The following is an 18,705-nucleotide window of genomic DNA, read 5'->3' as shown; positions in this document are numbered from 1 at the left end:
CGGGCAGGCAAAGTTAGCGGAGAAGAGCAGCTCTTCAACCTTCGCATCGTCCATATCGGCGACAATCGCCGTCCCGCCGGAGAGATCCAGCGCGGTTTCAAACGACTCGGCCAGGCGCTGGGTCAGATCGTCCCGCACCTTAAAGCGGTCGATGACCACTTCAATAGTGTGTTTTTTATGCAGTTCAAGGCTCGGCGGATCCGAGAGGTCGCACACTTCACCATCGATACGCGCCCGGATATAGCCCTGGCTTGCCAGGTTCTCCAGCGTCTTGGTGTGCTCACCCTTACGCTCTTTGATGATCGGTGCCAGCAGCATCAGGCGCTTGCCTTCCGGCTGCGACAGCACGTTATCCACCATCTGGCTGACGGTCTGCGCATCCAGCGGCACGTTGTGATCCGGGCAGCGCGGTTCGCCTACGCGGGCAAACAGCAGACGCAGGTAGTCGTGGATCTCGGTAATGGTCCCGACGGTAGAGCGTGGGTTGTGCGAGGTCGACTTCTGCTCAATGGAGATCGCGGGCGACAGACCCTCGATATGATCGACATCCGGCTTTTCCATCAACGACAGGAACTGGCGCGCATAGGCGGAGAGCGATTCAACGTAGCGACGCTGGCCTTCGGCATAGAGGGTGTCGAAAGCCAGGGATGATTTACCTGAACCTGAAAGCCCGGTGACGACAATCAGCTTGTCGCGTGGGATAACGAGGTTGATATTCTTGAGATTGTGGGTGCGCGCGCCCCGTACTTCTATCTTATCCATTCACCTTTCCCGGTAAGAGACTCGGCGCTCGGTATGTTTGAAGGACATCCGGCGAACTGAACTGAAACGGTTAATTATGACACAAAAAAACCTGAATGGATATACAGTATAAGAATGCATCCCCGGCGCATTTGTGCGAAAATAGCGCACGCCGGGCGGATTACTGGAATCCTCCTCGCAAGGTATCAAAGCGTCGCTTGGTAAGTTACAATCGCGCGCTTACACTATTGAGATTAAGAAACGTATTCAGGAGACACAACCATGGCCAGCAGAGGCGTAAACAAGGTGATTCTCGTCGGTAATCTGGGCCAGGACCCGGAAGTACGCTACATGCCGAATGGGGGCGCAGTAGCCAACATTACGCTGGCTACTTCCGAATCCTGGCGTGATAAAGCGACCGGTGAGATGAAAGAGCAGACCGAATGGCACCGGGTTGTGCTGTTTGGCAAACTGGCCGAGGTGGCCGGTGAGTATCTGCGTAAAGGTTCTCAGGTTTACATCGAAGGTGCCCTGCGCACCCGCAAATGGACCGATCAGTCCGGCGTGGAAAAGTACACCACTGAAGTGGTGGTGAACGTGGGCGGCACCATGCAGATGCTCGGCGGCCGTCAGGGCGGCGGGGCACCGGCAGGCGGTCAGCAGGGCGGTGGCCAGGGCCAGCAGGGCGGTTGGGGTCAGCCTCAGCAGCCGCAGGGCGGCAATCAGAACCAGTTCAGCGGCGGCGCACAGCAGCGTCCGCAGCAGTCCGCTCCGGCACCGTCTAACAACGAGCCGCCGATGGACTTCGATGACGACATTCCGTTCTGAGTGCGCGCTGAGCTAGCGTAAACCATAAAAAAACCCCGACGCGTCGGGGTTTTTTGTTTTTTAACTCAGGTGATGACCACTGGCCACTCTGGCGGCGCATGGCTGGCGACGTCAATCATTATGCTTTCGATGTTGTGCCAGATAGTGGCCACGTCGACCAGGGTAATGCCGAGCAGCCCGGTGGCGAACCAGCAGGCCGCTACCACGCCAAGACCGCTGGTGACGATCGCCAGCCCAATATAGTCGGACTTACGGAACTTGATGTTCAGCGAGCTGGCTAGAAACATCAGGATCGCGCTCATAAGCTGCCAGCGCAGCAGAACAAGGCTAGTCGTAATGGTGGCCATAGTTTGTAACCTCACACGTCTGCGGGCCGCTTTCGTTGGGGTGAGGCTCGCAGGGACTGACGGGATAGAATGAAACACTTTTTTCGGTTTCATAAGATATGTGAACTATATCACATTTGTTCTTTTATTAGCCAGTCGTGGTGTAGGCTTTTTGAGCGTGATTTAACCATTAAAAGTGTGTGGAAATAGGGGCGAGCATTATTCGCTCAATGCGGATTTCCATAGACGAAAAAATAAACGCAGGGCTCATCCTTTTTTATCGCACTGGCAGTTTGGCTTAATCAGCGATCCCCTGTGGCGTTAACGAAAAACCTTATCGATAGCTGGATAATTATTTTCCTTAATATAAACAGGGCGAACACTTTTAGTTTGGCTTACGGACAAATATTATCGTCATAACTAAATATTAGGTTATTAATGATAAAAGTCGGTTGCTAATGTCTGATGATTCATGCAACGTAATCACCTGTTTATCAAAGCTTCCTGCCGACCATGCAGGCACACATAAAGCAGGGATATAGGGCGGAAATGAATCATAGCGCACGCCGCAAGGCGCTAAGGATTGTCGGGATCATCATGGTAGTTTTGCTGCCTGTGATGCTGGCGCTATGGTTTGCTCACATCCGCGCCGTTAAAGAGACTGGCATACAGCTGCGTTCATTTGCGCAACTTGCGCTGGATAAAACCGAGCTGGTTATCCAGCAGGTCGATATCGCTCGCAGCAAAGCAGAGAAATTTAACGGCAGGATCTGCTCGCCAGCGCATCGCGATAATATGCTCAATATTATCCGCGGGCAGCTTTACGTTGCCGATATAATATACGCTAATGGCGATCGGTTTTTATGCTCTACCTCAATGGCACCCGTTGAGCCCTATATTATTTCCGCTGCGGAATATACCCGCTCTCCGGACGTCTCTATCTATTATTACCGCGATACCCCGTTTTATGCTGGCTATAAGATGGTCTATATGCAGCGCGGCCACTATGCGCTAGTGGTCAATCCGCTGGCCTACAGCGAGGTGATGTCGGATGACCACTCGCTGGCCTACGGCGTATACGACACGGTAACAAAGGCGTTCTTCTCGGTGAGCCCAACGGCGGATGTCCGGGTGCTGGCTGGTCTGGTGCAGAACAACGACTTTACCTTTCAGCAGGATGGCCGCTTCTATACCATTGCCCACTCGGAAAAGCGTCCTATAGCGATTATTGTCTCCACCTCCAGCGATCGCTATTTCCAGTTTCTCTATCATCAGGCGACGCTCACGCTGCCGCTGGGGATGATTTGCAGCATTATTATTTTGCTAATGTGGTCCCGAACCCACCAGGAAATTAATTCACCGCGCCGGCTATTGCATCGCGCATTGCTAAAACGGCAGTTGCGGCTCAATTATCAACCAATTATTGATATTAAAACCGGCCAGTGCGTGGGGGCCGAGGCGCTGTTACGCTGGCCAGGATTTGAAGGGCAGGTGATGAGCCCGGCGGAATTCATACCGCTGGCGGAAAAAGAGGGGCTCATTGAACGGGTAACCGATTATGCCGTTGAGGAAGTCTTCGCTGATTTAGGTCGTTTCTTATCAGAAAACCCGCAGCTCTATATCTCAATTAACCTATCCGCCTCGGACTTCCACTCCTCTCGCCTGATTGCGTTAATTTCTGATAAAGCCCAACAGCATGCCGTCAAGGCCCAGCAAATTAAAATTGAAGTGACCGAGCGTGGGTTTATTGATGTGCCGAAAACAACGCCGGTTATCCAGGCGTTTCGTCAGGCCGGATATGAGGTGGCGATTGATGATTTTGGCACCGGTTATTCCAACCTGCACAATTTATATTCGCTGAACGTCGATATTCTGAAAATCGATAAATCTTTTATCGATACGCTGACTACCAACAGTACCAGCCACCTGATTGCGGAACACATCATCGAGATGGCGCAAAGCTTACGCCTTAAGATCATTGCCGAAGGTGTGGAAACCTCAGAGCAGGTGACCTGGCTATTAAAGCGCGGCGTGCAGTATTGCCAGGGCTGGTACTTCGCAAAGGCGCTGTCGCCCCAGGACTTTATGGCGTGGACCCGGCAGCCGCTGCGCTGATCCGCCCGCGCTACATCTGATGCCGGTAATCGCTCGGCGTGCGATCGAACTCCCGACGGAACACGCGGGAAAAGGTCTGCTGCGAGACGTACCCCAGCTCCATCGCAATATCAAAGATTGGCCGCTGCGTCGTCCGTAGCGCCTCTGCTGCCATCACCAGCCGCCGCTGGCGGATATAATCCCCCAGCGTCTGGTGAGTCACCGCACGAAACATCCGCTGTAAATACCACTTCGAGTATCCGGATTTCTGCGCCACTACATCAATGTTCAGGGGTTGGTCGATATGTTCATCAATCCATTCAATAAGCGTTTGAATAATTTGCTGATGGGACATACTGCTGCCTCTTTTTCAGTGCTGAAGTCGTCGTTTGGTCTGAAGCGGAGTATAATTCCTCAAGTTAACTTGAGGTAAAGAGCTTTATGGAAAAGAAATTACCACGTATTAAAGCGATGTTGACCCCAGGCGAGGTGGCGAGACGTAGCGGGGTCGCCGTCTCGGCTCTGCACTTTTATGAGAGTAAAGGCTTGATTAAGAGCGTCCGTAACGAGGGTAACCAGCGGCGTTATACCCGTGACGTGCTGCGTTACGTGGCTATCATCAAGATTGCCCAGCGCATCGGCATTCCTCTGGCGACCATCGGCGAAGCGCTAAGCGTATTGCCCGCAGGCCATACGCTGAATGCCAAAACGTGGGAGCAGCTCTCTTCCCAGTGGCGGGAGGAGCTGGATAGACGTATCCATACGCTTGAGGCGCTACGGGACGATCTTAATGGCTGTATCGGCTGCGGCTGTCTCTCGCGCAGCGACTGTCCGCTGCGTAACCCAGGCGATCGGCTGGGAGAGCAGGGAACGGGGGCCCGGCTGTTAGAGGATGAGGCAAACGACAGATAAAACTAAAGCGCCACAAGGGCGCTTTAGTTATTTCCGGTCTTTGTCTTTCGCTCTATCCCGCTCTTTTACAGGAGGGTTTCCCCCGACATCAACACCCCTCGCTCGAACGCGTTGTTGAGGTTCCGGTTTGTGCTGACACTTTTAGTCTATGCCACCAGACCGGGATTGCCAGAGATAAACCCGTCTGTTTTGCCGAAATTTTTCGCGGATCATGTGCAATTTTCTATAGTTAGGGGAGGCGAGGGCAAGCCTGACAAGGCCTTATCTCATATCGATAGCAGGAGACAACCGTGATCACTGTACATCATCTTAATCAGTCGCGTTCCCAGCGCGTTCTTTGGGCTCTGGAAGAGCTGGGTCTGCCCTACCAAATTGTGCGCTACCAGCGCGAAAAAACCATGATGGCACCCGAGGCGCTAAAGAAAGTACATCCGCTGGGGAAATCACCGGTACTGGATGATAACGGCACAATCATTGCTGAATCCGGCGCGATCCTTGAGCATCTGCAGGAAACCTATGACACCCGTGGTCAGCTCAAGCCAACGGATACGCATCAAAAGCTCCAGTACCGTTTCTGGCTGCACTATGCTGAAGGATCGTTGATGCCGCTTCTGCTCATGAAGCTGGTGTTTGGCAGTCTCGGCAAACCGCCGGTGCCCTTTGGTCTGCGTACCCTGGGCAAGGCATTAGGTGAAGGGGTGCAGAAAGCCTGGCTCAATAAGCAGCTTGAAACCCATGCGCGCTACATTGAGTCGCAGCTCGGCAGCCAGCCATGGTTTACCGGCGAGCAGCCCAGCATGGCGGATATTCAGATGAGCTTCCCAGTATTTGCCCTGCTGGCGCGCGGCGGCGTCGATCATCTGCCTAACCTTCAGGCGTGGAAAACGCGGGTTGAAAATCGTCCGGCCTGGCAGCGCGCTATCGCCCAGGGTGGCCCCTTCGCGCTTCCCGGCGCGTAATCATGCGAAAGGATGATGGATGACGAGACGCGGGCACGTGCCTGGTTAAATCGTTGTAGGGTTGCGCATAGACGATAACGTTTGCGCATCCACTGCCTGCTTTTTCACCATCATAGGGGAAATTTAATAAAAACCGGCAAAGTTAAGTTGAAATACCCCCTATGAAGGCTAGATAATCGTTTGCCTTTTTTTACAGCCGTTTTGTTTGCGCGGAGTTAAACGTTTGCTTTTTGTGGCTCTGCTTAGCCACAACCTGTTTCGGAACGATGACGTTTAACGGGCAGTGGATTGTCCACCACGCTAACAACGAAAAATAAAACTCTTCAGGGGATGTTTTCTATGTCTACGCCTTCAGCGCGTACCGGCGGTTCGCTTGACGCCTGGTTTAAAATTTCTGCTCGTGGCAGCACCGTTCGTCAGGAAGTGGTCGCCGGGTTAACCACCTTCCTCGCAATGGTCTACTCCGTGATCGTCGTTCCTGGCATGTTAGGAAAAGCGGGTTTCCCACCCGCCGCGGTGTTCGTTGCTACCTGTCTGGTGGCCGGTGTGGGCTCTATCGTCATGGGACTGTGGGCAAACCTGCCGCTGGCGATTGGCTGTGCTATTTCACTGACCGCCTTTACCGCCTTCAGCCTGGTGCTGGGCCAGCAGATCAGCGTTCCGGTCGCCCTTGGCGCAGTGTTCCTGATGGGCGTCCTGTTTACCGTGATCTCTGCCACCGGCATTCGTAGCTGGATCCTGCGCAACCTGCCGCAGGGCGTGGCGCACGGTACCGGGATCGGTATCGGCCTGTTCCTGCTGCTGATCGCCGCCAACGGCGTTGGCCTGGTGGTGAAAAACCCAATTGAAGGGCTGCCGGTGGCGCTGGGCAACTTCGACAGCTTCCCGGTGATCATGTCTCTGATTGGCCTGGCAGTGATTATTGGCCTGGAGAAGCTGAAGGTGCCGGGCGGCATTCTGCTGACCATCATTGGCGTGTCGATTGTGGGCCTGATTTTCGATCCGACCGTACACTTCTCCGGTATTTTCGCCATGCCGTCGCTGAGCGATGATCAAGGCAACTCGCTGATCGGTAGCCTGGACATCGTTGGTGCGCTGAATCCGCTGGTGCTGCCAAGCGTGCTGGCGCTGGTGATGACGGCGGTGTTTGATGCCACCGGAACTATCCGCGCGGTAGCCGGCCAGGCAAACCTGCTGGATAAAGACGGCCAGATTATCGACGGCGGCAAAGCGCTGACCACCGACTCCCTGAGCAGCGTCTTCTCCGGTCTGGTGGGTGCAGCCCCGGCAGCGGTTTATATCGAATCGGCGGCCGGTACGGCGGCGGGCGGTAAAACTGGCCTGACGGCGATTATCGTCGGCGTGCTGTTCCTGCTGATCCTGTTCCTTTCTCCGCTCTCCTACCTGGTTCCGGCCTACGCCACGGCCCCGGCGCTGATGTACGTGGGCCTGCTGATGCTCAGCAACGTAGCTAAAATCGACTTTGCCGATTTTGTTGATGCGATGGCCGGTCTGATCACCGCCGTCTTTATTGTGCTGACCTGTAACATCGTTACCGGCATCATGATCGGCTTCGCCTCGCTGGTGATTGGCCGCATCGTCTCTGGCGAATGGCGTCGTCTGAATATCGGCACGGTGGTGATCGCCATTGCGCTGGTAGCCTTCTACGCGGGTGGCTGGGCAATTTAAGCCTCTCTGCGCTTTAAAATGGGTGGCTTAGGCTGCCCATTTTTATTTTTTAAGGCACATCTTGTTTCCTTTGCGTTAGCCTGCATGTTCTATTATGAGAGGCATGATGCCTCGTCATCGTTCGTCACCTCTCGATATAAAAAACATCGCAAACAGGGAACGCATGGAAATCTTCTTTACCATTCTCATCATGACCCTTGTGGTCTCTCTCTCCGGCGTCATCACGCGCGTATTACCGTTCCAGATCCCGCTGCCGCTGATGCAGATTGCCATCGGCGCAATGCTGGCGCTGCCGACGTTTGGCCTGCACGTTGAGTTCGATCCCGAGCTGTTTCTGGTGCTGTTCATTCCACCGCTGCTGTTCGCCGACGGCTGGAAAACGCCGACGCGGGAATTCCTTGAACACGGGCGGGAGATCCTCGGTCTGGCGTTGGCGCTGGTGCTGGTCACCGTCGTGGGCATCGGCTTCCTTATCTACTGGATCGTACCGGGTATTCCGCTGGTGCCGGCCTTAGCGCTGGCGGCCGTACTTTCCCCAACTGACGCCGTGGCGCTCTCCGGCATCGTTGGAGAAGGACGCATCCCGAAAAAAATCATGGGTATTCTGCAGGGCGAAGCGTTAATGAATGACGCCTCGGGCCTGGTTTCGCTGAAGTTTGCCGTCGCGGTGGCGATGGGCACGATGGTGTTTACCGTCGGCGGGGCCTCGGTCGAGTTCCTTAAGGTGGCGGTAGGCGGTATCCTGGCAGGCTTCATCGTGAGCTGGCTGTACGGTCGCTCGCTGCGCTTCCTTAGCCGCTGGGGCGGCGATGAGCCAGCGACGCAGATCGTGCTGCTATTCCTGCTGCCGTTTGCCTCCTACCTGATTGCAGAACACATTGGCTTCTCGGGCATTCTGGCCGCCGTGGCAGCAGGGATGACCATCACCCGCTCCGGGGTGATGCGCCGCGCGCCGCTGGCGATGCGCCTGCGCGCCAACAGCACCTGGGCGATGCTGGAGTTTGTGTTTAACGGCATGGTGTTCCTGCTGCTGGGCCTGCAACTGCCGGGGATCCTCGAGTCCTCGCTGGTGGCCGCCGAGGCCGATCCCAACGTCGAAACCTGGATGCTGTTTACCGACATCGTGCTGATCTATGCCGCGCTGATGCTGGTGCGTTTCGGCTGGCTGTGGACGATGAAAAAATTCAGTCAGCGCTTCTTAACCAAGAAGCCGATGGAGTTCGGCTCGTGGACCACCCGCGAGCTGCTGATCGCCTCTTTCGCCGGTGTGCGCGGGGCCATTACCCTCGCGGGCGTGCTCTCTATTCCGCTGCTGCTGCCGGACGGTAACGTCTTCCCGGCCCGCTACGAGCTGGTGTTCCTCGCTGCCGGTGTGATCCTCTTCTCGCTGTTTATCGGCGTGGTGATGCTGCCGATGCTGCTCCAGCATATGGAAGTGGGCGATCATGCCCAGCAGGCAAAAGAAGAACGTTTGGCGCGTTCGGTCACTGCCGATGTCGCGATTGTGGCGATCCAGAAGATGCAGGAGCGTCTGGCGGCCAGCAGCGAAGAGAATATCGATGACCAGCTGTTGACCGAGGTGAGCTCGCGGGTGATCGGTAACCTGCGTCGCCGAGCCGACGGGCGTAACAACGCTGAGGGATCGTTGCAGGAGGAGAACCTTGAGCGTCGTTTCCGTCTGGCCGCGCTGCGCTCCGAGCGCGCCGAGCTGTATCACCTGCGGGCAACGCGGCAGATCAGCAACGAGACGATGCAGAAGCTGCTGCACGATCTCGACCTGCTGGAAGCGTTGCTGATAGAGAATAAGTAGCTGTCTTGCCCGGTGGCGCTACGCTTACCGGGCCTACGGGGGCATGATGTCGTCTGTAGGCCGGGTCAGGCGAAGCCGCCACCCGGCGTTGCCAGGTTCGGCGGTAGCCAGAACCCTTCGCAGCACGCCAACCATGCCTGGGCACTGTGCGACAGATAGACTCCTTCCCGCCAGATCATTCCCAGCTGCCACTGCAAATCGCTCTGCAAAGGGATCCAACGCAGCGTCTGCTTGTCCAGCCGCTGACAGATAGGCTCCGGCAAAATCGCAATCCCCACCCCCGCCTGCACCATCGCCGCCAGAAAATCCCACTGGCCGCTGCGCACGGCGATGCGCGGCTTCACATCATGCCGGTTGAAGAGCTGCATCAGCTGCTGGCTGAGGGCAAAATCCTCGTTGTAGATCAGCAGCGGATGGTCGGCCAGCATCTCGGGAGAGACCGCCTCGCATTTCAGCCAGTCGCCGGAGCGGGGCACCAGCACGCACAGCGGATGGCTAAATAGGGGGAGGGTGGTGAGGGCGCTCTCCTCCTCTACCGGCAGCGCCGTCATCGCCAGATCCAGCTCGCCGTTCATTACTGCCTGCTGGACCGTTAAGCCGCCAAATTCGGCGATTTTCAGCTCCACGCCGGGATGGCGCTGGCGAAACAGGCCGATCGGTCCGGCCATCAGCATCCCCACCATCGGCGGTATGCCCAGTCGCAGCACCCCTTTGTTGAGATGCTGAATATCGTCCAGCTCGGCCTCCAGCTGACGGAACTCGGCAAGGATGGCCTGGCCACGTTCAAAGACCACCCGACCGGTATCGGTGAGCAGCAGCCTGCGTCCGTCGCGGATCAGCAGGGTGGTGTTCAGCTCATCCTCCAGGTTTTTTAGCATCTTGCTGATCGTGGGCTGGGTGACGAACAGCCGCTCCGCTGCGCGGGTGAAACTCTGCTGGCGCACGACCTCCACAAAATAGCGCAGCGTTCTGATGTCCATGACTATTCCTTTCAACTATGTTTGCGATGATTTTAATTCATTTCAACCCGCTGTAGTGGCTCTCTATACTGTGTCTCCGATCACATTTCATGGACATACCCTAATGGACGTGGCGTTAAGCCGTGTTACGCCTGCTCTCCTGCGCCGACTGCAAATCCCGCTGCAGGTGCTGCTCTATGCCGGACTCTTTGTCATGGCCCAGCACCTTGTGCAATGGCTCAGCCTGCCGCTGCCCGCTAACCTGGTGGGCATGATTATTCTGCTCGCGCTGGTGACGTGCCGCATTGTTCCCCTGAAATGGGTGCGGGCCGGAGCAAGCTGGCTGCTGGCAGAGATGCTGCTCTTTTTTGTGCCTGCGGTGGTGGCGGTGGTGAACTACGCCCAGCTGCTGCTGATCGACGGCTGGCGTATTTTCGCCGTCATCGCCCTCAGCACGCTGATGGTTCTCGGGGCAACGGCCTGGGTGGTGGATAAGGTCTACCGCTACGAACTGCGCAGGCAGCGGCCATGACTGACTTTCAAATGGGACTGCTCTGCCTGGCCGTCACGCTGCTCATCTACTTTGCCAATAAAAGGCTCTATCGCCGCTTTCGCACGTTGCCGCTGATGCCGCTGGTCTGCACGCCGATTGTACTGGTGCTGATGCTGGTGTTCGGTCATATCTCCTATCAGAACTACATGGGTGAGGCGCACTGGCTGCTGTGGCTGCTCGGTCCGGCAACCATCGCCTTTGCCGTGCCGGTCTATGACAACCTGCCTATGATCAAGCGTCACTGGATGTCGCTCACCGCCGGGACGGTCACCGCGACGGTGGTGGCGGTGACCAGCTCGGTATGGCTGGCGCGTCTGTTTACCCTGCCGGATGAGATCCAGCGCAGCCTGGCGGTGCGTTCGGTTACTACGCCCTTTGCGCTGGCCGCCGCCGGACCGCTGGGAGGCCAGCCGGATCTGGTGGCGCTGTTTGTGGTAGTCACGGGCGTCTTCGGGATGGCGGTGGGGGATATGCTGTTTCTGCGCCTCGCCATTCGGGAAGGTATGGCGAAAGGGGCTGGCTTTGGCGCAGCCTCGCACGGGGCGGGGACGGCGCGATCCTACGAGCTGGGTCAGCAGGAGGGCGTTGTTGCCAGCCTGGTAATGATGCTCTCCGGCGTGGTGATGGTGCTGATTGCGCCGCTGGTCGCACGGATCATGTTCTGACCAGCGGCGTAGGCTTTACTTCAATCGGGCGACCAGCTCAAATTCGCGGAAGTTAACCGGGCGCTGCTGCTGCATGGAGATATTCCCGGCAATACCGGTGAGGATCGACATCGCGCCCGCCCGATGATCGGCGGCGCGCTTGAGTGGATCGTCCCCCGGCTCGCCGAATAGATCCGCCAGCATGGCGTTATCTCCGCCGCCGTGGCCGCCTTCGCCAACGGTGAACTCCGCCTTCCACGGCGCGGCAAACATCGGGAAGACCGTGATGTCGCACCCTTCCAGGCTACCCTCGTTCTCACGTGCGCCGCCAGCGTTAACGTAGGACTTCTCTACCAGCTTCATCTCCAGCCGTCCCGCGCTGCCGTTAAACACCACGTTCAGCCCCTCCCAGGGCAGATAGGCATTCAGAGAGTAGGTGAGCTGCACCTGGTTTTGGTACTTCACCAGCACCGACATAGTGTCTTCAATCGTAATCCCGTCGCTAAACACGCTCTGGTCGCGGAAGTAGTTATCTTCATGTTCGGCATCGAGGTAGAGTGCTTTTAGCTGGGCGTTGTCGGCCATCTGTAATGCAAAGGGATCCGCTTTCGCCTGCTCATAGCCGTGAGCGCGGGGATAGAACTGCGTGACGCCGCGTCGCTCGGCATTCTCTTTCCCGTAGAAGCGTAGCCCGCCCTCGGCATAGACGCGCTCGGGATAGCTTCCCAGCCAGAAGTTCATTAGGTCAAAATGGTGAGTCGATTTATGCACCAGCAGACCGCCGCTGTTGCGCTTCTCCCGGTGCCAGCGGCGGAAGTAGTCCGCGCCGTGTTCGGTGTTGAGCAGCCACTCAAAATGGACGGAGTAGACCTCGCCAATCGTACCGTTCATCAGCAGCTCGCGTACCTTGCTGTGGTGTGGAGCGTAACGGTAGTTAAAAGCCACGCGTACGCTGCGGCCCGTCTCTTCGATAGCATCGAGGATACGCAGGGCGCGCTGCTCATCAATGGTCATTGGCTTTTCGGTGATGACGTCGCACCCGGCCCGCAGCGCCCGCACAATATAGTCATCGTGGGTGCGATCCATGGTGGTGACAATAATCGTATCCGGCCGTGTTTCGCGGATCATCTCTGCAAACTGCGCTGCTTTCCAGGTGGAGACCGGCTCGCTATCACTGCTCTGTAACAGCTGATTGGCATAGTCCATCCGCGTCTGGTTGGTATCGCAGAAGGCTACCAGCTGCGCCGTTTCGCGCCATTGACCGCCAATCGCAGAGATGTACAGTCCGGCCCGACCACCGGTTCCGACAAGGGCATATCGCTTCATCGTATCCTCTCTTATTAAAACAGCGTTTCAAATAGGTTGGGGTACTGTATCGCGACGGTAAGAAGAGAACTGTGATCCCCGGCCAGAATGGCCGGGGAGGGGAGGATTAATGTGCGCGGCCCTGATCGATACCCAGCCCGGTTTGCGAGCGGATAAACTGAGCACGGAATTTCTCACGCTCCAGATTACCCTCCGGTGAGTTATCGGTGGCGGAGAAGACCCAGATGCCGATAAACGCCACGGCGATAGAGAAGAGCGCCGGGTACTCGTAGGGGAAGATCGCCTTCTCATGGCCCAGGATCTGTACCCAGATAGTCGGGCCAAGCACCATCAGCACTATCGCCGTCAACAGCCCCAGCCAGCCGCCGATCATCGCGCCACGGGTGGTGAGCTTCGACCAGTACATAGAGAGCAGGATGATAGGGAAGTTACAGCTGGCGGCAATCGAGAAGGCCAGTCCCACCATAAAGGCGATGTTCTGGTTCTCAAACAGAATGCCGAGCAGGATGGCGACGACGCCCAGCACCAGCACGGTGATTTTCGATACTCTCAGTTCGTCGCGCTCGGAGGCACCTTTGCGGAAGACGTTAGCATAGAGATCGTGCGATACCGCCGATGCACCCGCCAGCGTCAGCCCGGCTACCACGGCCAGAATGGTGGCAAAGGCCACGGCAGAGATGAAGCCCAGGAAGAGGTTCCCGCCTACCGCGTTGGCCAGATGCACCGCCGCCATGTTGTTGCCGCCGATCAGCGCGCCCGCCGCATCTTTAAACGCCGGGTTAGCTCCAACCAGCATGATCGCGCCAAAGCCGATAATAAAGGTCAGGATGTAGAAGTAGCCCATAAATCCGGTGGCGTAGAAGACGCTCTTCCGTGCTTCGCGGGCATCGCTGACGGTAAAGAAGCGCATCAGGATATGCGGCAGCCCGGCAGTACCGAACATCAAGCCTAAGCCGAGGGAGAGGGCCGAGATCGGATCCTTCACCAGCCCGCCAGGACTCATGATGGCTTCCCCTTTCGGGTGCACCGCCATTGCCTCGCTGAACAGGTTATTGAAGCTAAAGCCGACGTGCTTCATCACCATAAAGGCCATAAAGCTGGCACCGAACAGCAGCAGCACTGCCTTGATGATCTGTACCCAGGTGGTGGCCAGCATGCCGCCGAACAGCACGTACATCACCATCAGCACGCCCACCAGCACTACCGCAATGTGGTAGTTCAGGCCGAACAGCAGCTGGATCAGCTTGCCTGCACCGACCATCTGGGCAATGAGGTAGAGCGCAACCACCACCAGCGAACCGCAGGCGGAGAGAATGCGGATCGGCCCCTGCTTCAGGCGGTAGGAGGCGACGTCGGCAAAGGTAAAGCGTCCCAAGTTACGCAGACGTTCGGCGATCAAAAACAGAATAATCGGCCAGCCGACGAGGAAGCCAAGCGAGTAGATCAGCCCGTCGTAGCCAGAGGTATAGACCAGCGCCGAGATGCCGAGGAACGAGGCGGCGGACATAAAATCACCCGCGATCGCCAGCCCGTTCTGGAAGCCAGTAATATTGCCGCCTGCGGTGTAGTAATCATTACGCGAGCGTACGCGCTTTGAGGCCCAGTAGGTGATGTAGAGCGTCAGGACCACGAAGATCAGGAACATGATAATCGCCTGCCAGTTGGTTGGCTGGCGCTGTACCGCCCCGGAGATAGCATCGGCTGCATTCGCAGCAAAAGGAAGCGTGGCGGCAAGCGCCGTCAGAAGACGTTTCATGATGCTTTTACCTCGCGCAGAACGGCCTTGTTGAGTCGGTCGAACTCCCCGTTAGCGCGCCATACATAGACGCCGGTCAGCAGGAACGAAATGATTATGACACCAATGCCAATGGGAATGCCGCGCGTCACGCTGGTTCCCGCGTGGAGCGGGGTACCGAGCCAGCCGGGAGCAAAGGCGATCAGTAGAATAAAGCCGACATAGATAATCAGCATGATGATGGAAAGGATAAAGGCAAACCGTTGCCGTTTTTCGACGAGCTCCCTGTAGTGCGCACTATTCTCTATCTGCTGACAAATATCGTTATTCATCACAGAGTCTCCAGACGTATTTTGTAGGGGAGGGTTTTTATTATTCCCTCTCCCATACGGGAGAGGGTGAGGATGGAATCGTTACGACGGCATGGTGATACCCTGCTTCTCTTCGAGCAGTTTTTCTACCACGCCCGGATCGGCCAGCGTTGAGGTATCCCCGAGGTTGCTGGTGTCCCCTGCGGCAATCTTGCGCAAAATGCGGCGCATGATTTTGCCGGAGCGCGTTTTCGGCAGCGAGTCAGTCCAGTGCAGCACGTCCGGCGTGGCCAGCGGGCCGATCTCTTTGCGTACCCAGTTGCGCACTTCGGTGTAGAGCGCCGGGGACGGCTCTTCGCCGTGGTTCAGCGTGACATAGGCATAGATCGCCTGGCCTTTAATGTTGTGAGGAATACCCACTACCGCCGCTTCCGCGATTTTCGGATGCGAGACCAGGGCGGATTCAATCTCCGCCGTGCCGAGGCGATGACCGGAGACGTTGAGCACGTCGTCCACGCGGCCAGTGATCCAGTAGTAGCCGTCCTCGTCGCGCCGCGCGCCGTCGCCGCTGAAGTACATGTTTTTAAAGGTTGAGAAGTAGGTCTGCTCAAAGCGCTCGTGATCGCCAAACAGCGTACGCGCCTGCCCAGGCCAGGAGTCGACTATTGCCAGATTGCCTTCGGTAGCACCTTCTAGCGGCGTACCTTCGTTATCCACCAGTGCAGGCTGAACGCCAAAGAAGGGACGGGTCGCAGAGCCCGCTTTCAGCTCGGTTGCGCCCGGCAGCGGAGCGATCATGAAGCCTCCGGTTTCGGTTTGCCACCAGGTGTCGATGACCGGGCACTTCTCATTACCGATCTTCTTCCAGTACCACTCCCAGGCTTCCGGGTTGATCGGTTCACCCACCGAGCCGAGGATGCGCAGCGACGAGCGGTCGGTACCGTCAATGGCCTTGTCGCCTTCCGCCATCAGGGCACGGATCGCCGTCGGCGCAGTATAAAGAATATTAACCTGGTGCTTATCGACTACCTGCGCCATGCGCGCCGGGGTAGGCCAATTTGGCACGCCCTCAAACATCAGGGTAGTCGCCCCGCAGGCCAGCGGACCGTAGAGCAGATAGCTGTGACCGGTGACCCAGCCAACGTCGGCGGTGCACCAGTAGATGTCGCCCGGATGGTAATCAAAGACATACTTAAAGGTGGTGGCCGCGTAGACCAGATAGCCGCCGGTGGTGTGCAGCACCCCTTTTGGCTTGCCGGTGGAGCCGGAGGTATAGAGGATAAAGAGCGGATCTTCCGCGTTCATCTCTACCGGCTGGTGCTCGCTGCTGGCCTGCGCCATCACGTCGCTCCACCAGAGATCGCGCCCCTCCTGCCACTCAATACTGCCCCCGGTACGCTTGAATACCACCACGTGTTCAATAGTGGTTACGTTGGGGTTTTTCAGCGCATCGTCAACGTTCTTTTTCAGCGGGATGCTGCGTCCGGCACGCACGCCCTCGTCGGCGGTGATCACCAGTCGCGAGCTGGAGTCGATAATGCGTCCGGCTACCGCTTCCGGTGAGAAGCCGCCAAAGATCACGGAGTGAATAGCCCCGATGCGTGCGCAGGCGAGCATCGCCACCGCCGCTTCCGGCACCATCGGCATATAGATCGCTACCACGTCGCCTTTTTTGATGCCCAGCGCCAGCAGGACGTTAGCGAAGCGGCAGACGTCGGCGTGCAGTTCACGCCAGGAGATATGTTTGCTCTGCTGGGCGTCATCGCCCTCCCAGATAATGGCCGTCTGGTCACCGCGCTCGGCCAGGTGCCTGTCGAGACAGTTGGCGGCCAGGTTGAGCGTGCCATCCTCATACCATTTAATAGAGACGTTACCCGGCGCGAAGGAGGTATTTTTTACCTTCTGATAAGGCCGGATCCAGTCAAGAATTTTGCCCTCTTCACCCCAGAAGGTGTCAGGGTCGCTGACGGATTGCTGATATTTCGCCTCATACTGCTCCGGGTTAATCAGGCAATTTTCCGCGATATTGGCGGGAACAGAGTGTTTATGTATTTGGCTCATGGCTTTTGTTCTCCTTGTAAGATGTTAAGGATATGTCACGGAAACGTTAAGGGAAGAGTGAAGCACGGCTTTGTTTACTTTTTGGGCGGAAGATCACGCATTGTTTGAATGGTTGAAAATTCAGCAAATGAATCTTTGAAGGGAAATAATCACCATTGGTGATGTTTGCAGGATGAGTAATGAAAAGCTTATCCATAACATATAGTTATGCATTAAGTGTGGGATAAAAGTCGCTTCTTATGCACTTTTGCGGTGAAAGACCCTCATCTTAAAGGGTTGCACTTGATACCATGCAAATGGTACTGATAATGCGCGTTAAAAAACCCCGCTTTACTAAGCAACGCTAATCACACCCCTTTCAGTATGTATCGCTCCGGTACACGGAATGGTGCTTCATTGAGGACGTCTGTAGTTATGAAAAATGTGAAAGTCAGCCTGGCCTGGCAGATTTTGCTGGCCCTTGTGCTGGGTATTCTTCTGGGTAGTTTCCTGCATTACCAAAGCGATAGCCGCGAGTGGCTGATTGCAAACCTGCTTTCACCGGCGGGCGATATCTTTATCCACCTGATCAAGATGATTGTGGTTCCGATTGTGATCTCCACGCTGGTTGTGGGCATTGCAGGCGTGGGCGACGCGAAGCAGCTTGGCCGTATCGGTGTCAAAACGATTCTCTATTTTGAAATCATCACTACCGTTGCCATCGTGCTGGGTATCACGCTGGCTAACGTGTTCCAGCCGGGGGCGGGCATTGATATGACGCAGCTGGCGACGGTGGATATTTCAAAATATCAGAGCACCACGGCGGAAGTGCAGAGCCATGCCCACGGGCTGATGGGCACCATCCTCTCGCTGGTGCCGACGAATATCGTCGCCTCTATGGCGAAGGGCGACATGCTGCCGATCATCTTCTTCTCGGTGCTGTTTGGCCTCGGGCTGTCGTCCCTACCTGCCGCGCACCGCGATCCGCTGGTGACCGTGTTCCGCTCTATTTCAGAGACCATGTTTAAAGTCACCCACATGGTGATGCGCTATGCGCCAATTGGTGTGTTTGCTCTGATCTCGGTGACGGTAGCCAACTTCGGCTTCGCCTCGCTGTGGCCGCTCGCCAAGCTGGTGATCCTTGTCTACGTGGCGATCCTGTTCTTTGCGCTGGTGGTGCTGGGCGCGGTGGCGCGGATGTGCAAGCTGAGCATCTGGACGCTGATCCGTATCCTGAAGGACGAGCTGATCCTGGCCTACTCAACCGCCAGCTCTGAGAGCGTTCTGCCGCGTATTATTGAGAAGATGGAGGCCTACGGTGCGCCAGCGTCCATCACCAGCTTCGTGGTGCCGACCGGCTACTCCTTTAACCTCGACGGCTCCACGCTCTATCAGAGCATCGCCGCCATCTTTATCGCCCAGCTCTACGGCATTGACCTCTCTCTGGGCCAGGAGATCATCCTGGTGCTGACGCTGATGGTGACCTCGAAAGGCATCGCTGGCGTACCGGGCGTGTCGTTTGTGGTGCTGCTGGCGACTCTGGGCAGCGTGGGGATCCCGCTGGAAGGGCTGGCGTTTATCGCCGGCGTTGACCGTATCCTCGATATGGCCCGTACCGCGCTGAACGTGGTGGGTAACGCGCTGGCGGTGCTGGTAATTGCCAAGTGGGAACGCAAATTCGACAGCCAAAAAGCGCTGGCCTACGAGCGTGAGACCTTGGGCAAGTTTAAAAAGACTGCTAATCAATAATACTTTATAAGTAATAAAAAACCCGCCGA

General features: G+C 56.7%; 16 protein-coding genes and 1 pseudogene. 9 read left to right on the top strand and 8 right to left on the bottom strand.

The features are described 5' to 3' along the window. Window positions 1-762 (bottom strand): annotated as a pseudogene (locus EV102420_RS03235) (excinuclease ABC subunit UvrA); the annotation flags it as partial. A 261-nt stretch (window positions 763-1,023) separates the two neighbouring features. Between EV102420_RS03235 and ssb1 the strand changes: the two are divergent. Then, window positions 1,024-1,569, top strand: coding sequence for a single-stranded DNA-binding protein SSB1 (gene ssb1, locus EV102420_RS03230; protein ID WP_042388828.1), 546 nt, complete (start codon window positions 1,024-1,026; stop codon window positions 1,567-1,569). Window positions 1,570-1,634: 65 nt separating this feature from the next. Here the strand turns inward: ssb1 and EV102420_RS03225 are convergent, their stop codons facing one another. Next, entirely contained in the window at window positions 1,635-1,916 is a 282-nt protein-coding gene (locus tag EV102420_RS03225) for a YjcB family protein (RefSeq protein ID WP_042388825.1), read from the bottom strand. A 528-nt stretch (window positions 1,917-2,444) separates the two neighbouring features. Between EV102420_RS03225 and pdeC the strand changes: the two genes are divergently transcribed. Next, window positions 2,445-4,010, top strand: coding sequence for a cyclic di-3',5'-guanosine monophosphate phosphodiesterase PdeC (gene pdeC, locus EV102420_RS03220; protein ID WP_042388824.1), 1,566 nt, complete (start codon window positions 2,445-2,447; stop codon window positions 4,008-4,010). Window positions 4,011-4,020: 10 nt separating this feature from the next. Here pdeC and soxS read toward each other — a convergent pair whose 3' ends face one another. Further along, window positions 4,021-4,344 carry a superoxide response transcriptional regulator SoxS gene (gene soxS / locus EV102420_RS03215; protein WP_042388822.1) on the bottom strand — a complete coding sequence of 108 codons (324 nt, stop codon included), beginning with the start codon at window positions 4,342-4,344 and terminating at the stop codon, window positions 4,021-4,023. Window positions 4,345-4,430: 86 nt separating this feature from the next. On the opposite strand from soxS, the gene soxR reads away from it, so the two are divergent. The 4 genes from soxR (at window position 4,431) to EV102420_RS03195 (ending at window position 9,359) form a co-directional block, all read left to right on the top strand. Further along, a complete protein-coding gene (gene soxR / locus EV102420_RS03210) occupies window positions 4,431-4,901 on the top strand; it encodes a redox-sensitive transcriptional activator SoxR (protein ID WP_042388819.1) in 471 nt (156 codons plus the stop codon). A 290-nt stretch (window positions 4,902-5,191) separates the two neighbouring features. Further along, window positions 5,192-5,860, top strand: coding sequence for a glutathione S-transferase family protein (locus EV102420_RS03205; RefSeq protein WP_042388816.1), 669 nt, complete (start codon window positions 5,192-5,194; stop codon window positions 5,858-5,860). Between the two features lie 339 nt (window positions 5,861-6,199). Next, on the top strand, window positions 6,200-7,549 hold the full coding sequence (locus EV102420_RS03200) for an NCS2 family permease (RefSeq protein ID WP_042388814.1): 1,350 nt from the start codon (window positions 6,200-6,202) through the stop codon (window positions 7,547-7,549). A 163-nt stretch (window positions 7,550-7,712) separates the two neighbouring features. Continuing rightward, window positions 7,713-9,359, top strand: coding sequence for a Na+/H+ antiporter (locus EV102420_RS03195; RefSeq protein WP_042388811.1), 1,647 nt, complete (start codon window positions 7,713-7,715; stop codon window positions 9,357-9,359). A 65-nt stretch (window positions 9,360-9,424) separates the two neighbouring features. Here EV102420_RS03195 and EV102420_RS03190 read toward each other — a convergent pair whose 3' ends face one another. Beyond that, window positions 9,425-10,339 (bottom strand): LysR family transcriptional regulator, encoded by a 915-nt coding sequence (locus tag EV102420_RS03190; protein ID WP_042388809.1) that lies wholly within the window; start codon window positions 10,337-10,339, stop codon window positions 9,425-9,427. A gap of 103 nt (window positions 10,340-10,442) precedes the next feature. Here EV102420_RS03190 and EV102420_RS03185 point away from each other — a divergent pair, with 103 nt between their 5' ends. Together EV102420_RS03185 and EV102420_RS03180 are read left to right on the top strand one after the other, a co-directional pair. Next, window positions 10,443-10,850: a CidA/LrgA family protein gene (locus EV102420_RS03185; protein WP_042388807.1), complete on the top strand. Its 408-nt coding sequence runs from the start codon at window positions 10,443-10,445 to the stop codon at window positions 10,848-10,850. After that, on the top strand, window positions 10,847-11,536 hold the full coding sequence (locus tag EV102420_RS03180) for an LrgB family protein (RefSeq protein ID WP_042388804.1): 690 nt from the start codon (window positions 10,847-10,849) through the stop codon (window positions 11,534-11,536). Before EV102420_RS03185 ends, EV102420_RS03180 begins: the two co-directional genes overlap by 4 nt. Before the next feature lie 15 nt (window positions 11,537-11,551). On the opposite strand, the gene EV102420_RS03175 is transcribed toward EV102420_RS03180, so the two are convergent. The 4 genes from EV102420_RS03175 to acs all read right to left on the bottom strand — a co-directional run bounded on the left by EV102420_RS03175 (window position 11,552) and on the right by acs (window position 16,948). After that, window positions 11,552-12,841 carry a Gfo/Idh/MocA family protein gene (locus EV102420_RS03175; protein WP_042388802.1) on the bottom strand — a complete coding sequence of 430 codons (1,290 nt, stop codon included), beginning with the start codon at window positions 12,839-12,841 and terminating at the stop codon, window positions 11,552-11,554. 106 nt (window positions 12,842-12,947) lie between these two features. After that, complete coding sequence (actP, locus tag EV102420_RS03170; protein ID WP_042388799.1) at window positions 12,948-14,597, bottom strand: cation/acetate symporter ActP; 1,650 nt, start codon at window positions 14,595-14,597, stop codon at window positions 12,948-12,950. Further along, window positions 14,594-14,908, bottom strand: a complete 315-nt coding sequence (locus EV102420_RS03165) for a DUF485 domain-containing protein (protein WP_042388797.1) — start codon at window positions 14,906-14,908, stop codon at window positions 14,594-14,596. The genes actP and EV102420_RS03165 overlap by 4 nt, the downstream gene beginning before the upstream one ends. A gap of 81 nt (window positions 14,909-14,989) precedes the next feature. Further along, window positions 14,990-16,948 carry an acetate--CoA ligase gene (acs, locus tag EV102420_RS03160; protein WP_042388793.1) on the bottom strand — a complete coding sequence of 653 codons (1,959 nt, stop codon included), beginning with the start codon at window positions 16,946-16,948 and terminating at the stop codon, window positions 14,990-14,992. A 414-nt stretch (window positions 16,949-17,362) separates the two neighbouring features. Here acs and gltP point away from each other — a divergent pair, with 414 nt between their 5' ends. Continuing rightward, on the top strand, window positions 17,363-18,676 hold the full coding sequence (gene gltP, locus EV102420_RS03155; protein WP_042388792.1) for a glutamate/aspartate:proton symporter GltP: 1,314 nt from the start codon (window positions 17,363-17,365) through the stop codon (window positions 18,674-18,676). The last annotated feature ends 29 nt before the right edge of the window (window positions 18,677-18,705 follow it).

It is taken from the genome of Pseudescherichia vulneris NBRC 102420, from assembly GCF_000759795.1.
GTDB classification, from domain to species: Bacteria; Pseudomonadota; Gammaproteobacteria; order Enterobacterales; family Enterobacteriaceae; genus Pseudescherichia; species Pseudescherichia vulneris.
Note: the sequence above shows the minus strand (reverse complement) of the source record. Positions and strands in the feature narration are given on the sequence as shown.

Coding starts and splice junctions, on each gene's coding strand:
- ssb1 (WP_042388828.1), top strand. CDS start 1,024: ATGGCCAGCAGAGGCGTAAACAAGGTGATTCTCGTCGGTAATCTGGGC.
- EV102420_RS03225 (WP_042388825.1), bottom strand. CDS start 1,916: ATGGCCACCATTACGACTAGCCTTGTTCTGCTGCGCTGGCAGCTTATG.
- pdeC (WP_042388824.1), top strand. CDS start 2,445: ATGAATCATAGCGCACGCCGCAAGGCGCTAAGGATTGTCGGGATCATC.
- soxS (WP_042388822.1), bottom strand. CDS start 4,344: ATGTCCCATCAGCAAATTATTCAAACGCTTATTGAATGGATTGATGAA.
- soxR (WP_042388819.1), top strand. CDS start 4,431: ATGGAAAAGAAATTACCACGTATTAAAGCGATGTTGACCCCAGGCGAG.
- EV102420_RS03200 (WP_042388814.1), top strand. CDS start 6,200: ATGTCTACGCCTTCAGCGCGTACCGGCGGTTCGCTTGACGCCTGGTTT.
- EV102420_RS03195 (WP_042388811.1), top strand. CDS start 7,713: ATGGAAATCTTCTTTACCATTCTCATCATGACCCTTGTGGTCTCTCTC.
- EV102420_RS03190 (WP_042388809.1), bottom strand. CDS start 10,339: ATGGACATCAGAACGCTGCGCTATTTTGTGGAGGTCGTGCGCCAGCAG.
- EV102420_RS03185 (WP_042388807.1), top strand. CDS start 10,443: ATGGACGTGGCGTTAAGCCGTGTTACGCCTGCTCTCCTGCGCCGACTG.
- EV102420_RS03180 (WP_042388804.1), top strand. CDS start 10,847: ATGACTGACTTTCAAATGGGACTGCTCTGCCTGGCCGTCACGCTGCTC.
- EV102420_RS03175 (WP_042388802.1), bottom strand. CDS start 12,841: ATGAAGCGATATGCCCTTGTCGGAACCGGTGGTCGGGCCGGACTGTAC.
- actP (WP_042388799.1), bottom strand. CDS start 14,597: ATGAAACGTCTTCTGACGGCGCTTGCCGCCACGCTTCCTTTTGCTGCG.
- EV102420_RS03165 (WP_042388797.1), bottom strand. CDS start 14,908: ATGAATAACGATATTTGTCAGCAGATAGAGAATAGTGCGCACTACAGG.
- acs (WP_042388793.1), bottom strand. CDS start 16,948: ATGAGCCAAATACATAAACACTCTGTTCCCGCCAATATCGCGGAAAAT.
- gltP (WP_042388792.1), top strand. CDS start 17,363: ATGAAAAATGTGAAAGTCAGCCTGGCCTGGCAGATTTTGCTGGCCCTT.